The sequence below is a fragment of the Kluyvera genomosp. 3 genome, assembly GCF_011765685.1.
GTDB lineage: Bacteria > Pseudomonadota > Gammaproteobacteria > Enterobacterales > Enterobacteriaceae > Kluyvera > Kluyvera georgiana_A.
The window spans coordinates 3,007,429-3,020,792 of sequence record NZ_CP050321.1 but is presented as its reverse complement, the minus strand read 5'-3'; the positions used below and the strand labels follow the sequence as shown (position 1 = coordinate 3,020,792).

Sequence of the window (13,364 nt, the reverse complement as noted above, 5' to 3'; positions counted from 1 at the left end):
TGACGCTTAGGTTGATTGCGTGGGTGGCGTTTCAGGGATTAACCCATCGGTACGGAGTAGCAGTGAGAATTATTCAGGATAGTTTGCGTAAGAAGCAGTCGCTGCTGGCATCGGCAGCGATAACTTGTCTGCTGGTCTGTATTGCCCTCTTTTTTCTGTATCAACGTGCGCTTTCGCAGGTCAGTGAAGGCGTCAACACGTTACAAAACCAGATGATGACCATATTTAATGATAACGAGCTGATGGCTGAGGCTGCTGGCGTGCGTTATCAGCAGATCAGTCGTCATGAATTGTGCGGCGATGCTGATATTTTTCATCCTCGCGACACGGCCTGGGGGATTAATGCCGACCCTGACACGTTAGCTCCTGACCGCGGCGCTCTGGTGACCAGAACACCGGAGTACAGTGCTCGCTGTATCTATGTCGCCGCGGAATACATTCGCGCAAAAGTGAAGGCGCTGAATCCGGATCTGCACGATATTCATCGTTATATTATCGCCAATGATGGTCGCTGGTTTTACTGGTTTAACCCCGCCGACTCGATACCTTTTAGTTTCTCGACCTCGCAAATGGCGCGCGACCCTCAGCGTTTTTTCAGCGAACCGGAAATGTTCTATGACCGCGTGCTGCAAAAAGGTATGCGAAAGAAGTCGCTGAGTTCGACCCGCTTATACGCTGATAAAATCACCGGCGACCGGGCCTACAGCGTGGTGAGCTACATCTACGATCTCTCCGAGGGGGAGCCGAGCAACCATATTATTGGTTATCTGGCCTACGATCTCTCACGCCCGGAGCTGGAGTACATGCTGCGTGAGGCATTTAATGGCAAGGTGCCTGAAGGGCTGATTCTGGGGTATGAAAGTCGACAGAGCGGCGAAGTGCTGTGCATCGTCAATAACTGCCGCTGGCTGGACGATGCGCACTCTCATCCGGTTTCTCGGCGTTATGAGATTAAATACGCATTACCCAGCTGGTTGTTTATCTCCCAGGACCGCAACGCGTTGGGCGTGCTCGCGCTGGCGCCGGTGCTGCTCATCCTGCTGTTTATGTTAATACGTTATCATCTTAATCAAGCCGACCTGCGCTTTTACCGCGATCCGCTGACCGGGTGCTTCACGCGCAATATTTTCACCCTGATTCAGCAGCGGTCGTTACCCTTTATGACGGTCATTTTGTTCGATTGTAATAAGTTTAAGGCGATTAACGACAGCTACGGCCATCAGGCAGGCGATCGCGCGCTGCAGGCGATTGCCGACTGTATGCTCAATGATGTGCGCGCCAACGATGACTGGGTCATTCGTAGCGGCGGCGATGAATTTGTCGTATTACTCAGTGACACCGATATTGCGCACGCGCATATGGTGGCACAACGTATTGCCGCCAGCATCGCCGTGTACCCGTTCAGTCCGCAGGGACACCCGGTACCGCTCTCGGTATCCTGGGGCGTGGCACCGTGCCTGGATTCGCTGGATGCGGCTATTCAGCAGGCAGATGCCCAGATGTATCAGATGAAGAAACGCCGGGGCGAGAGACGATAAGCCGACGCATGCGCGGCTTATCTAAGACTTACCACCAACCGAGCTGGACGCCGATGACGGTCACGATGGCGATGATTAGCATGATGATTGTGGTCTTTCTCATTGTGCTCCTCCCGGCAGCGCATAGCCGCCGATAAAAAACCAACCCAGAAAGATCACGGCAATAAAAAAGATAACGATGGGGAAGGCGATACCCAATCTCATGGTGATATCCTGATTCCTGTTATAGATAGCGCGTATGATACTGTAATTAGCTCACCCGCTGGGTGCTAATTTCCGGGCGATGGCGAAATTTTTTGTCGCGATACATCGCGCTATCGGCTGCCCGTAGCGCGCTATCCGGGTCCATTTGGCTCGGGTCAACGCTGATGACGCCAATGCTGGCGCCGGGATAGTGAATCAATACATCGCTCAGCAGGTAATCACCCACCAGCAGCTGCCGCAGCGTCTCAGTAAACTGCGCGAGCTGCGCCGTCGAGCGTTCAAGGGTGGCGACCATAAACTCATCCCCGCCCAATCGCCCAAGTTGGTCATCGGCCGAGATGCCTGACTTCAGGCGCTGGGCCACCTGCTGTAAGAACTCGTCGCCCGCCTGATGGCCATAGCTATCGTTGATCTTCTTGAAGTGATCGAGGTCAATAAACGCCAGAATCACCGAATGGTTGAGGTGCCTGGCCAGAGAAAAGAGGGTCTCGAGATTTTCAAACACCGCGCGACGGTTTGGCAGCCCGGTGAGCGCATCGGTGTAGGAGTGATAAATCAGCGCGGCATTCGCCTCCTGCAACTGAGACACCAGCGATTCTTTCTCAATATAACGGGCAATGATGCTGGCAAACAGCTGAAGTACGTGCTCGCTGTTAAAGCTGAGCGGCTTCTGTTGCTTGCTGGCGGCGCACAGCGTGCCGTACAGCGAACCATCGGTCAGATGAATAGGCGTACTGAGGAAGGTGGTGATCCCCAGCGCTTTTGCCGCGTCGCAATCGCTCCAGCGGCCCGGTACGTTATCACTGTAAAAACAGTTGTCGTCCATGGCGCGTTTGCACAGCGTATCGCCCCACGGGACGGAGAGATTTTCGGGGATATCCATGTCACCGCTATTGCGCGAGTAGACAATGTGCTGCAGGTCTGCCTGGGTATCAATTTTCGTCAGATAGGTCGATTCCATGTTGGTGACCAACTCAAGCATCTCAAGCAGTTGACGGACAAGGTTCTCTAGCGATTGTTCCGTGGCAAGTGTTTGCGATACTTTGGCAAGGATAATATCTGACATGGAAACGAGGGTCCCCTGGATTGGCAAAAGCAGTTATGGTGTGTGATCCTAAAACGAAATTGGACCTCCTGAATTTTATACATTATGTATCCAGAAGGTAAGCGCTGCGTTATGAAAACGGACAAAACTGAGGGTATGCGCTTCTAATTACAGGTAAAAAAAAGCCCCATCGGGGGAGATGGGGCAAAGTAACTCATTGATTATGGAATGTTCTGTTCTCTGGTCAGTTGAGAACGAGACGTACTTTACGTCTCAAAAGTGTAGTTAAAATGAAGAAATTATGGAGTTTAAAGCTAAACTTCAGCGTAATACTAAGGAGAATTTATGCGTTCCCGCTATCTTTTACTGCTGCCTCTGCTCCTTGCCGGCTGTGCAAAGCAGGCTGAACCTGAGGCACCAAAACCGCCGCAGGTGGGTATGGCAAATCCTGCTGCGGTTTACTGCCAGCAGAAGGGCGGAGAAAGTATTCCGCAGGTTAATTCACAGGGGCAATACAGCCTGTGTAAATTGCCAAACGGTGAAACTATTGAGGAATGGGCGCTGTGGCGTCGCGAACACCCGCAGAAACAATGACAGCAAGGCGCATATCCAGTACACTTCGTGACCAGGATTATTCTGATTAACGAGAGATGTATGTTTTCGCTTAAACCGGGCACCACCGCCATTATCATCGGTGCTCGTACGACTGCTGGTCGCGCCAATATCGGTAAAAGCGTTGAGCTTTTTGCCCTGATTAACCCAGGTGAGCGTTGCCTGAATCCGGTCAACGGGGTGATGACCGAGCTGGCCGCCGACGCGCCGCGCGCGCTGTGGCTGGTGACCGGGGAAGTCAGTGCCGGTGAAGGTCAGCACGGTTTTGCGTTTGTCCGTTCCGAGTATTTGCTGCCGTTGACGCCGGATGCGCTGCCCGCGCACGAACGCGAAGCGCTGGTGGAATAAACGCGACGCCGTCAGACGCCGCGCGAGGGGTGAGTTAGAGGTTTTTCAACCAGTCGGCGAGCACGCGCGCATGGTTTTGCGCCGTGTTCGCGGCGGCGTAAACCAGCGTCACTCCCTGCTTCTGTGCAATGTCCGCCAGGCGACGTCCATCCTCCAGATGATGGGATAGTTCATCGCGGTAGTGTTGGCAGAAGCAGGCAAAATCGATCACCTCGCCGTGAAACGCTTTGCGCAGTTCGGCAGACGGGGCAAGGGTTTTACACCACTCATCGTAGATGAGATCTTCCTTTTTGATGCCGCGTGGCCACAGTCTATCAACCAGAACACGGTAGCCGTCATCGGGTGCGGCGTCTTCATATACGCGTTTACACTGGATCATATCCTTCCTCCCTTTATCCTCTTTGACCATACCACAAACTTTGGTTGGGTACGCTAGCCGGGTATTGCTATTGCGCGCGGACATCGCTAATCTGAGGCTCCTTATGCCGTACGTCACGTCTGCCCATAAGGACCCATCATGGAAAACTCTGCTGTAACTCCCACTCTTCGTATTGCACTGGTTGGCGACTATAACGCCGATGTTATCGCGCATCAGGCTATTCCGCTGGCGATTGATGACGCCGCTGCGGTGCTGGAACTGCCCGTTGAATACCGCTGGCTGGCAACGCGTGATGTGAAAAGCTCCGACGATCTCGCCGAATTTGACGCTATCTGGCTGGTTCCTGCCAGCCCCTATGAGAATACTGAAGGCGCGTTGACCGCCGTGCGCTATGCGCGTGAAAACAGCGTGCCATTCCTCGGCACCTGCGGCGGTTTTCAGCACGCCATACTGGAATACGCGCGTAACGTGATGGGCTGGGAAGATGCGGCTCATGCGGAAACCGACAGCGAAGGACGGATGGTGATAGCGCCGCTTGCCTGCTCGCTGGTGGAAAAAAGCGATACCATCGAGCTGCGCGCCAATACGTTAATTGCCCGTGCCTATGGGCGTGACAGTATTGAAGAGGGGTATCACTGCAACTACGGGATTGCCGACGACTTCGCCGCCGAACTGGAAGCGCAGCCGCTGCGAGTGACGGGCTGGGATGATAACGGTGATATTCGCGCGGTGGAGCTGGTGACGCATCCGTTCTTCGTGGCGACGTTATTCCAGCACGAGCGCAATGCGCTGGCGGGGCGTCCGGCACCGCTGGTGCAGGCGTTCCTGCACGCCGCCGCGCAGTAAAATAGACTCCAGTAGGCCGGATGGCGGCTACGCCTTATCCGGCCTACCTATCAGCGACTACCGATGTTAATTTCTCTATCGCGTCCGGCCAGCCCGCCGAACACCGCCATCACCAGCGCAATGGCTGCCACTGCCATCAGCGAAAGATGCCATGCCCCGGTAGCATCATGCATTTTCCCCATCAGCGGCGGCCCGCAAGCCGCCAGCAGATAGCCAACGGTCTGCGCCATGCCCGAGAGCGCCGCGGCCTGGTGCGCCGAGCTGGCGCGCAGCCCGATAAAGGTCAGCCCCAGAATCATCGTCGCACCGGAGCCGAAACCGAAAATCACCGTCCACAGCGCCGCCTGTGATGGGAATATCCAGTAACCCAGAGCGCTCACCGCGCACATCAGCGCGACGGTAATGGCGATCCCTCGCTGATCCTTGAGGCGATGCAGGATCAGCGGAATAGCAAAACCAGGCGCGGCGGTTGCCAGCTGGAGCAGTCCGTGCAGAGAGCCAGCCTGCGCCTCGCTGTAGCCCTGACTCATTAAAATGGTTGGCAGCCAGCCGATAATCACGTAGTAAACCAGCGAGTTCAGCCCGAGGAAGAGAGTGACCTGCCAGGCTAATGCTGAACGCCAGATCCCACGGTTGTGCATCGCGCCGCTGCTGGAAAGTGCAGTCGCTTTCGAGGCTCGCCATTGTGGCAGCCAGAACAGCAGCGCCAGTAACGGGAAGGCGATGAGCATCAACAGTGCGCCGCGCCAGCCGAAGCCGCTCAGCGCAATTGGTACCACCAGCGCTGAACCCAGCGCGGCAGCGGCCCCCATGGTGACGGAATAGGCCCCGGTCATTTTGGCTACCTGACTGGCGAAATCCCGTTTAATCAGCCCTGGCAGCAGGACGTTGCCTAGCGCAATCCCGCAGCCAATAATGGCGGTACCGATAAACATCAGCGTGATAGAGGGCAGGGAGCGTACGACGATCCCGGCGCATATCAACAGCATGGCGATAAACAGGCTGCGTTCCATGCCAAAGCGGCGGGCAATTCCCGCCGCCAGCGGCGACACCAGGCCAAAGGCCAGCAGCGGAAGGGTGGTTAATAGCCCGGTCTGCGCGGTGGTCAGGCCATATTCAGCGCGAATGGCGTCGAGCAGCGGTGCCGCGCCGGTGAAGGTGACGCGTAGCGTTGAGGCAATCAGTAAAATACCAACAATCAACAGCCAGCGGCGTTGTGAAGAAGCAACAGCGTCAGACATAGTGTTCTCAAGCAGAAAATTGAGAGACTACGATACCCGGTTTAGCTTGCGTTGAAATCAAGCTAAAATGACAGATTATCGCTAAATTCGGACAAAATAATGCTCGGACTCGGTTTAGGCGGCTATCACCCGGACAGTCACGATGACGCGGCGGTGGCGTTTGGCATACAGGTTGTTGAGGGGGAGCAGTACATCCCCGTTCATCAGCACCGTAAGGGACAGTTGATTCTGGCGCTGCGCGGAGCGATTACCTGCGAGGTGGAGAACGCTATGTGGATGGTACCGCCGCAGTTTGCGGTGTGGATCCCAGGCGAAGTGCCGCACAGCAACCGCGCCACACCGCAGGCGGAGCTGTGCTTTTTGTTTATCGAGCCTGGCGCCGCGCGAATGCCGGCCCACAGCTGTACGTTGAAAATTTCGCCATTGGTGCGTGAGCTGATTCTGACACTGGCCGAGCGCAATGAAGCCGTACGTCAGACGCCGGAAACTCAGCGTCTGATACAGGTGCTTTTTGACGAGTTGCCGCAGCAGCCGGAACAGCAGCTACAGCTGCCGGTATCGGCGCATCCGAAAATTCGCCTGATGGTCGAGACCATGGAAGCGGAACCGGCACAGTGGCAGACGCTGGCGCAGTGGGCCAGCCGTTTTGCCATGAGCGAGCGTAACCTGGCGCGGCTGGTGGTAAAGGAGACCGGGCTTAACTTTCGTCGCTGGCGGCATCAGTTGCAGTTAATCCTCGCGCTACAGATGCTGGTGCGTGGTCTTAGTGTCCAGCAGGTCGCGCTGTCGCTCGGCTACGATTCGACCACGGCGTTTATCACCATGTTCCGCAAAGGGTTAGGGCAAACGCCAGGTCGTTATCTGGCGGCGCTGACTACGACTTCCCAATAAGCAGCGACACCAGCCCGGCAGCAATCAGCGGCCCCACCGGCACGCCGCGAAACAGCGCCACGCCAAGTACGGTGCCGATCAACAAACCCGCCACCAGATGCGGTTGACTGCCCATCAGCGTCACGCCGCGCCCGCCAAGCCAGGAGACAAATATACCGACGGCGATAGCGACCAATGATTTCCAGTTGCCGAATGAATGGATTAGCGTGCTGGCGGGCAGAGCGCCGCTGGCGATCGGCGCCATGACGCTAATGGTGAGGATGATAATACCGATACTCAGCCCCTGTTTTTCCACCCATGGGAAAAAGGCACTGAGTGGCGTAACGCGGATAATGATCAGAACCAGAATAGAGACAGCGACGGTGGTGTTATGGCTGACGAAGCCGAGCGCAGCCAGACCCAGGAGGATCAGCAGGGTGGTATCGAGCATAGAGCGGTAATCCTTGCCAAAAAGAGAAAAAGACAGCATTTCGTAGCCACGGCGTTGCGACGCTTAACCGGGCTACGTATTTTCGTTCATCTACTTTACGCAAGAAGCAGCGCGTAAACAGGTCTTTTTCAATCTTAGTAATGGATTTCAGGCATTTGCCTGATTATTTGACCAATACCGTGATTAACGGGCTGCCTTCGCGAATAAACAGAGGAATCGTCTCCAGCCCAGCCGCGACGGCGATCCGCTGCCCCCCCTGATAGCGCTCGCCATCAAGGCCAACCCAGGCGTTGCCGCTCGGTAACCAGACGTCGCGCTGACGCTGTCCTGCGTGCATCACCGGCGCGACCAGCAGGTCTTCGCCGAACAGATACTGATCCTCCGTCTGCCAGCTCTGTGGCTCGTCCGGGTAGTGCCAGAACAGCGGACGCATCAGGGGGTCGCCGTGGCGGTGCGCATTGTCATATAGCGCATCAATGTATGGACGCAGGCTTTCCCGCACTTCAAGCCAGCGTTGCATGATGGCGTAGTTTTCCTCGCCGTAGCTCCACAGCTCGTTTGGCGAGCCGCTGTCGCACTGCGGAATGCCGTTACGGTAGCTTTCCGGCGGCTGCACGCGCGGTTCACGATAGCCATGCATACGCAGCACCGGGCAAAATACGGCCCACTGGAACCAGCGAATCAGCAGTTCATGGAACGCCGGATCGTGAATATTGCCGCCCTGGAAACCGCCGATATCGGTAGTCCACCAGGGGATGCCCGCCAGCCCCATATTCAGCCCGGCCGCCAGCTGATTGCGGAAGGCGTGGAATGAAGGGTGCACATCGCCTGACCACGCCAGCACGCCGTAGCGTTGACTGCCTGCCCAGCTACAGCGCACCAGGTTGACGATATCGCGCTCGCCCGCCTCGCGCAGGCCATCATAGAAACCCTGGGCAAAATCGCGGGGATAACGGTTGCCAACCTCGAGCACCGGGCCCGCGTGATAGCGGTAGTTGTCAAAATCATAAGCACGGTATTCCGGCTCTGCTTCATCCAGCCAGAACAGCTTAATGCCGAGATCGTAGTAGTTTTTCTTCACTGTCTCCCAGACAAACTGGCGCGCCTGCGGGTGGGTAGCATCGAAGAAGGTGGTATTGCCCATAAAGTCGAGATTGACCTGTACGCCCCGGTCACTGGTGACCAGCCAGCCTTTGGCCTTCATTTGTGGGAACAGCGGACTGCGCGCTTCAACCGTCGGCCAGACTGAGACCATCAGCTTGATGCCCAGCGATTCCAGTTCGTCGACCATCGCCTGCGGGTCCGGCCAGTCAACCGGGTCAAAACACCAGGTTCCCTGGTTCGGCCAGTGGAAAAAGTCGATAACCATGACCGACAGCGGCAGGTTGCGTCGACGATATTCACGGGCAACCTCCAGCACTTCTTGCTGATTGCGGTAGCGCAGCTTGCACTGCCACAGCCCGCTGATAAATGCCGGGGCAGGCGGCGGCGTGCCGGTTGCGCGTGCGTACTGGCGAGTAACCTGAGCGACGCTATCGCCCGCGGTGATCCAGTAGTCCATCTCTTCGGTGACGCGCGCCGTCCACTCGGTGTGGTTTTTTGCAAGCCGCACTTCCCCGATGGCCGGGTTGTTCCACAGCAGGCCATAGCCGAAGCTGGACTGTAAAAAGGGCACGCTGGCCTGAGAGTTGCGCTGGGCAAGCTCCAGCGAGCAGCCTTTGAGATCCAGCCACGGCTGCTGGTACTGGCCCATACCGTACAGCCGCTCACCGTCGCGGGACTCAAAGCGTACCGTGAGTTGGTATTTGCCGCCGGGCAGCGGTTTAAATTCGCGGCCGTCCAGCTTCAGGGCGCTGACGTATTTGTCCTGGCTCTTCTCACTGGCGCCAATCCCAACGGTTGAACGCTGACGCCACATCTCTTCCAGCAGCAGCTCGCCGCGCTGGTTATAAAACGCCAGTTGTCCTTTGAGGTTCAACACCGCGCGAATGTTGCCGTGAGTTAAGGTCAGCGTTTCCGCATCCTGCGCAATGACGGCCTGGTCGCTGGCCAGAGGTAACAGTGCATGAAGTTCGTCGTTAAACGCCGGAGCGCAGGTGGCACGTACGCGCAGGCTGTTTTCTCCCCACGGCTCAATGCGCAGGATCTGTCGTTCAAAACGCCATTCAATAGCGTTAGCGTGCTGGATTAATTCGCTCATGGTTGGCTCATCCTTTAACGAGAGATTGGGTTTTCGCGAGATTGATTTCCTGCATGGTGTGGTCGTCGAGCTTGTACCAGCGCAGGGTGATGAATGCGCCGAGCGACAGTAGCCCCGGCACCACGGTAAAGAGCGCGACGATGCAGTGCATCGCCAGCGGCGTTTGCTCCGCCGCGTTGGCGACGTAGCCGCTGAAGCCGAGCGTCCAGCCGACGATAGCCCCGCTTAGCGCCATACCCAACTTAAGTACGGCCAGGAAGGTCGAGAAAATAATACCGTCCATGCGCTTGCCCTGACGCCATTCGCCGTAGTCGGCGACGTCGGCCATCATGACCCACATCAGGGTAGTCGTAGACTGATAAAGGGTGGAGACGATAAAGGTGAGCGGAACCAGCACCAGGACCGCTTTCGGCGCGAAGAACAGACCGATGCTCAACAGCCCTGCCAGTACGGAACAGTAGCCAAACATCTGTACCTTATTGGCGTTGCGGGTCAATCGTTTCGCCAGCAGGCTGCCGGCGGCCTTGCCGATGATATGCGCGGCCAGCATCCACATAAAGTAGGCGGCGTTACCGAGGTAGTAGGTGACGAAATACATCATCGCGCCCAGGCGGATAACGCCGAAGCCAATGTTGGTCATCACCAGCACGGCGACAACGCGCCACTGGTCATTGCGCAGCAAATCGCGCAGTTCCGCGAGGTAGTTATTGTGGGTGGCGGGGGCTTTAATGCGCTCGCGGGTGTTGGCAAAGCAGAACCAGAACATGATGACCGCGGCGCTGGCCATAATCGCCATTGCCCAGCGATAGCCAGCCAGTTTATCCGCGCCACCGAGATATTCGGCCAGCGGCATCATAAAGAACGTCGACATCGCGCCGCCGAGGGTCGCCAGGAAAAAGCGCCAGGACTGCAGCGAGATACGTTCGTCGTTATCCGGGGTGATCACCGCGCCCATCGAACAGTAGGGAATGTTGATGGCGGTATACATCAGCATCATAAAGGTGTAGCTGACGCTGGCAAAAATCATTTTGCCGGACATATCCAGCGACTGCGGTACGGCGTAAGTCAGCAGGCAGCTAACACCAAACGGCAGGGCCAGCCACAGCATCCACGGGCGAAATTTACCCCAGCGGGAACGCGTGCGGTCAGCCATGTAGCCCATTGCCGGGTCGATGATGGCGTCGGCGGTGCGGGCCAGTAAGAACATGGTGCCGACAAAGGCGGCCGGTAGGCCCACCACGTCGGTATAGTAGAAGGTTAAGAAGATAATGACGTTATCCAGCCCGATGTGACTGGCCATGTCGCCCAATCCATAGCTGATCTTTTCTTTACGGGTAACTTTAGTATTCATCATGTCACCTGGTGTCGTTAAAGTACGATTGTGGGGAAAGACGCCATATAGTGTGGATGGGAGCGGGGAGTTAACAATTGCGATATTCCGTATTACGTTTACGTAAACTGCTTTACGTGATACCGGTAACAAAAAGTGCGTAACACGAACGCAACGATTCATTCACCGGATTAATATCCGGCAAATGAAGGGTTAAGTCAGATTGAAGAGAGGGCGTCAGGACTGACGGCGGAAGGCAACCAGCTCCGGCTGGGCAATACGCAGGTAGTCGGCGGTGTTGAGAATGACCGATTTCTCCAGGCTACCGGCGTTAAAGGCTATCTCATTAAAGCGCTCAAACAGCAGCGGGTCGGCAATGAGTCGCAGCGCGCGATGAAAGCTAAAGGGTGGGATAGCGCCAAAAACGCAGGCGGTCAGCGCGTCCACTTCGGCGGGGCTCGCCAGCGAGGCCTTCAGGCCGCCAACATACTGCGCGAGGCGCGAAAGATCGGCCTGCTGGTCAGCGGCGAGAATCGCCAGTATGTGCTGGTTCACGCCGTTGCCCTTCACCTTGCACACCAGCGCTTTGGCCCCCTGGCCCAACACGGTGCCGCGTACTTCTGACACAGCTTCACATTTTCCAACCGCTTCATGCTCCATGACCCGATAACGCGCCTGCTGCTCATCGAGCAGGGCCAACAACCGCTGGTGGATATTGGGTGATACTGGCTCAATCATGTTTTTCTCCCCTAATGCTGTCAGTTGTGGTGATGGCGCTGCTTCTTTTGCTGGTACAGACGTTGGTCGGCAATTTCCATCGCGCCGTCGAGATTGTCCCCGACGCACATTTTATAGGCGCCCCACGAGAAGCTGACGCGGTTATCGTCGTCGATAAGCGCCAGTTGTTCCTTGATTCGCTGTGGAATTAACTGCGCGTCCTTCTCGTCGTAGTCCACCAGAATAATGCAGAACTCGTCGCCGCCAAGACGCACGGCATAGTCGCTTTTGCGTACCGTCGCGGAGATAGCTTGAGCCAGCATGATAATCGCCCGGTCGCCTTCGTTGTGTCCCCAGGTGTCATTAATATGCTTCAGTTTGTCGAGATCCAGCGCGATGATCACGATGCTCGCGCCCTGTTCGGTCAGCCGCTGAAGGCGCATGCTTTGCACCGGTGAGAGGATTTTACGGTTATACAACCCGGTGAGCGAATCGCTGATGTTCTCTTTGCTGACCATCCGATAAAGGCGGAAATGGGTGCGTACCAGGTGCAGCAGTACTGCTGTCGTTAGCAGGTAGAAGAGGAACAATTTCCAGGAGCTGAGCAGGAAATACATCACGTCCAGCGACAGCACCACGTGCATGTTTTCCGCCAGCGGGCGCGAGTAGTTGACGTAGCTCAGCAAATGCGCCGCGCTGCGATGAACCTCGATGTTGGCGTTGTTGTCGGAATCGGTAAACGAAATATCGAGGTAACGCCAGACCAGCGGGCGATCGCGGGTGTAGAAAATTTCTCGCATATCCTGATGCGACAGGTCGACCATAACAATACCTTTCAACTGTTCCTGGCGATAAACCGGCGTCAGAAAAGTTAAGATATTCTTACGAGTGAAGGTGTCGACATAAATACTGGAGACCACCGTACGGCCAAGAAATAAATTCTCCAGACTGGCCGATGAAATTCCCAGGCGAGCGCCATAAAGAAAATTCCAGCTGGTTAAAGTTGGGTCTTTAATTACGACTGGTGAATTAAAATAAATATATTGATTCACCAAATCAATATAATAGCGAAAACGCTTTTCCGGTCTGAGATCGTCAGGCAGTAGGGGATTCCAGACAATATCGTTGCTAATTGCGCTATCAAACGCCTCAAGCATGGGGAGGTCCTGGACCCACTGCGAGCAGGGCGTTTTGCCCGCAGTTAATGAACCCTTGAGCGGTGAGTAGCTGTGGCCGTCAATGTTCAGACCGACAACATCGCCCAGGCGCTGCACGCTGTCACAAGCTCTCGTGGCCGCATCAACGGTAGGGGCTTCATCCATCTTTCGCGAGAGTTGCGATATAATCAGCTGGTTCTGATATTTATCATAGAGAAAGGCCGATTCTCCTTTGTCTATGATATATCGCATATAATCCGTCATATCCCGATGACTTGAGATCAACTCATAGATCAGAAATGAGGATGTCAGTATTACCACGCCGGATGAAATCACGAAGCGGAGTATTTTGTTTTGCAGTTTCATGGCGAAATTATATGTTCTTCCGTGTAATGGGAAATTTTACCATGTGCGGGGCGCTATCAC

14 protein-coding genes are annotated in these 13,364 nt (G+C 55.8%); 5 read left to right on the top strand and 9 right to left on the bottom strand.

What is annotated here, in order from left to right; all coding sequences use genetic code 11:
- Positions 1-62: 62 nt before the first annotated feature.
- On the top strand, positions 63-1,538 hold the full coding sequence (locus GY169_RS14265; protein ID WP_167576156.1) for a GGDEF domain-containing protein: 1,476 nt from the start codon (positions 63-65) through the stop codon (positions 1,536-1,538).
- A gap of 99 nt (positions 1,539-1,637) precedes the next feature.
- On the opposite strand, the gene GY169_RS14260 is transcribed toward GY169_RS14265, so the two are convergent.
- Together GY169_RS14260 and GY169_RS14255 are read right to left on the bottom strand one after the other, a co-directional pair.
- Positions 1,638-1,742, bottom strand: coding sequence for a YoaK family small membrane protein (locus GY169_RS14260; protein ID WP_100249921.1), 105 nt, complete (start codon positions 1,740-1,742; stop codon positions 1,638-1,640).
- Positions 1,743-1,788: 46 nt separating this feature from the next.
- Positions 1,789-2,808: a sensor domain-containing diguanylate cyclase gene (locus GY169_RS14255; RefSeq protein ID WP_167576155.1), complete on the bottom strand. Its 1,020-nt coding sequence runs from the start codon at positions 2,806-2,808 to the stop codon at positions 1,789-1,791.
- Positions 2,809-3,132: 324 nt separating this feature from the next.
- Here GY169_RS14255 and GY169_RS14250 point away from each other — a divergent pair, with 324 nt between their 5' ends.
- Complete coding sequence (locus GY169_RS14250) at positions 3,133-3,381, top strand: DUF333 domain-containing protein (protein WP_167576154.1); 249 nt, start codon at positions 3,133-3,135, stop codon at positions 3,379-3,381.
- Positions 3,382-3,441: 60 nt separating this feature from the next.
- Complete coding sequence (locus tag GY169_RS14245) at positions 3,442-3,747, top strand: hypothetical protein (protein WP_163448778.1); 306 nt, start codon at positions 3,442-3,444, stop codon at positions 3,745-3,747.
- A gap of 34 nt (positions 3,748-3,781) precedes the next feature.
- On the opposite strand, the gene GY169_RS14240 is transcribed toward GY169_RS14245, so the two are convergent.
- A complete protein-coding gene (locus GY169_RS14240) occupies positions 3,782-4,126 on the bottom strand; it encodes a DUF488 domain-containing protein (protein ID WP_167576153.1) in 345 nt (114 codons plus the stop codon).
- 138 nt (positions 4,127-4,264) lie between these two features.
- Here GY169_RS14240 and GY169_RS14235 point away from each other — a divergent pair, with 138 nt between their 5' ends.
- Positions 4,265-4,972, top strand: a complete 708-nt coding sequence (locus GY169_RS14235; protein WP_167576152.1) for a CTP synthase — start codon at positions 4,265-4,267, stop codon at positions 4,970-4,972.
- Between the two features lie 50 nt (positions 4,973-5,022).
- Here GY169_RS14235 and GY169_RS14230 read toward each other — a convergent pair whose 3' ends face one another.
- A complete protein-coding gene (locus tag GY169_RS14230) occupies positions 5,023-6,213 on the bottom strand; it encodes a CynX/NimT family MFS transporter (RefSeq protein ID WP_167576151.1) in 1,191 nt (396 codons plus the stop codon).
- 96 nt (positions 6,214-6,309) lie between these two features.
- Here GY169_RS14230 and GY169_RS14225 point away from each other — a divergent pair, with 96 nt between their 5' ends.
- On the top strand, positions 6,310-7,104 hold the full coding sequence (locus GY169_RS14225; RefSeq protein WP_163448799.1) for an AraC family transcriptional regulator: 795 nt from the start codon (positions 6,310-6,312) through the stop codon (positions 7,102-7,104).
- Here GY169_RS14225 and GY169_RS14220 read toward each other — a convergent pair.
- From GY169_RS14220 to dgcJ, 5 genes are all read right to left on the bottom strand, one after another.
- The gene (locus GY169_RS14220) at positions 7,088-7,534 is read right to left on the bottom strand and encodes a DUF441 domain-containing protein (RefSeq protein ID WP_163448774.1); all 447 of its coding nucleotides are present in this window, start codon (positions 7,532-7,534) and stop codon (positions 7,088-7,090) included. The genes GY169_RS14225 and GY169_RS14220 overlap by 17 nt on opposite strands.
- A gap of 163 nt (positions 7,535-7,697) precedes the next feature.
- Positions 7,698-9,734: a glycoside hydrolase family 31 protein gene (locus GY169_RS14215; RefSeq protein ID WP_167576150.1), complete on the bottom strand. Its 2,037-nt coding sequence runs from the start codon at positions 9,732-9,734 to the stop codon at positions 7,698-7,700.
- 7 nt (positions 9,735-9,741) lie between these two features.
- The gene (locus GY169_RS14210) at positions 9,742-11,085 is read right to left on the bottom strand and encodes a glycoside-pentoside-hexuronide (GPH):cation symporter (RefSeq protein WP_074398798.1); all 1,344 of its coding nucleotides are present in this window, start codon (positions 11,083-11,085) and stop codon (positions 9,742-9,744) included.
- Between the two features lie 216 nt (positions 11,086-11,301).
- Entirely contained in the window at positions 11,302-11,802 is a 501-nt protein-coding gene (locus GY169_RS14205) for a YbaK/prolyl-tRNA synthetase associated domain-containing protein (RefSeq protein WP_163448771.1), read from the bottom strand.
- Between the two features lie 20 nt (positions 11,803-11,822).
- Positions 11,823-13,304, bottom strand: a complete 1,482-nt coding sequence (gene dgcJ, locus GY169_RS14200) for a diguanylate cyclase DgcJ (protein WP_167576149.1) — start codon at positions 13,302-13,304, stop codon at positions 11,823-11,825.
- Positions 13,305-13,364 lie beyond the last annotated feature (60 nt).

Coding starts and splice junctions, on each gene's coding strand:
- GY169_RS14260 (WP_100249921.1), bottom strand. CDS start 1,742: ATGAGATTGGGTATCGCCTTCCCCATCGTTATCTTTTTTATTGCCGTG.
- GY169_RS14255 (WP_167576155.1), bottom strand. CDS start 2,808: ATGTCAGATATTATCCTTGCCAAAGTATCGCAAACACTTGCCACGGAA.
- GY169_RS14250 (WP_167576154.1), top strand. CDS start 3,133: ATGCGTTCCCGCTATCTTTTACTGCTGCCTCTGCTCCTTGCCGGCTGT.
- GY169_RS14245 (WP_163448778.1), top strand. CDS start 3,442: ATGTTTTCGCTTAAACCGGGCACCACCGCCATTATCATCGGTGCTCGT.
- GY169_RS14240 (WP_167576153.1), bottom strand. CDS start 4,126: ATGATCCAGTGTAAACGCGTATATGAAGACGCCGCACCCGATGACGGC.
- GY169_RS14235 (WP_167576152.1), top strand. CDS start 4,265: ATGGAAAACTCTGCTGTAACTCCCACTCTTCGTATTGCACTGGTTGGC.
- GY169_RS14230 (WP_167576151.1), bottom strand. CDS start 6,213: ATGTCTGACGCTGTTGCTTCTTCACAACGCCGCTGGCTGTTGATTGTT.
- GY169_RS14220 (WP_163448774.1), bottom strand. CDS start 7,534: ATGCTCGATACCACCCTGCTGATCCTCCTGGGTCTGGCTGCGCTCGGC.
- GY169_RS14215 (WP_167576150.1), bottom strand. CDS start 9,734: ATGAGCGAATTAATCCAGCACGCTAACGCTATTGAATGGCGTTTTGAA.
- GY169_RS14210 (WP_074398798.1), bottom strand. CDS start 11,085: ATGAATACTAAAGTTACCCGTAAAGAAAAGATCAGCTATGGATTGGGC.
- GY169_RS14205 (WP_163448771.1), bottom strand. CDS start 11,802: ATGATTGAGCCAGTATCACCCAATATCCACCAGCGGTTGTTGGCCCTG.
- dgcJ (WP_167576149.1), bottom strand. CDS start 13,304: ATGAAACTGCAAAACAAAATACTCCGCTTCGTGATTTCATCCGGCGTG.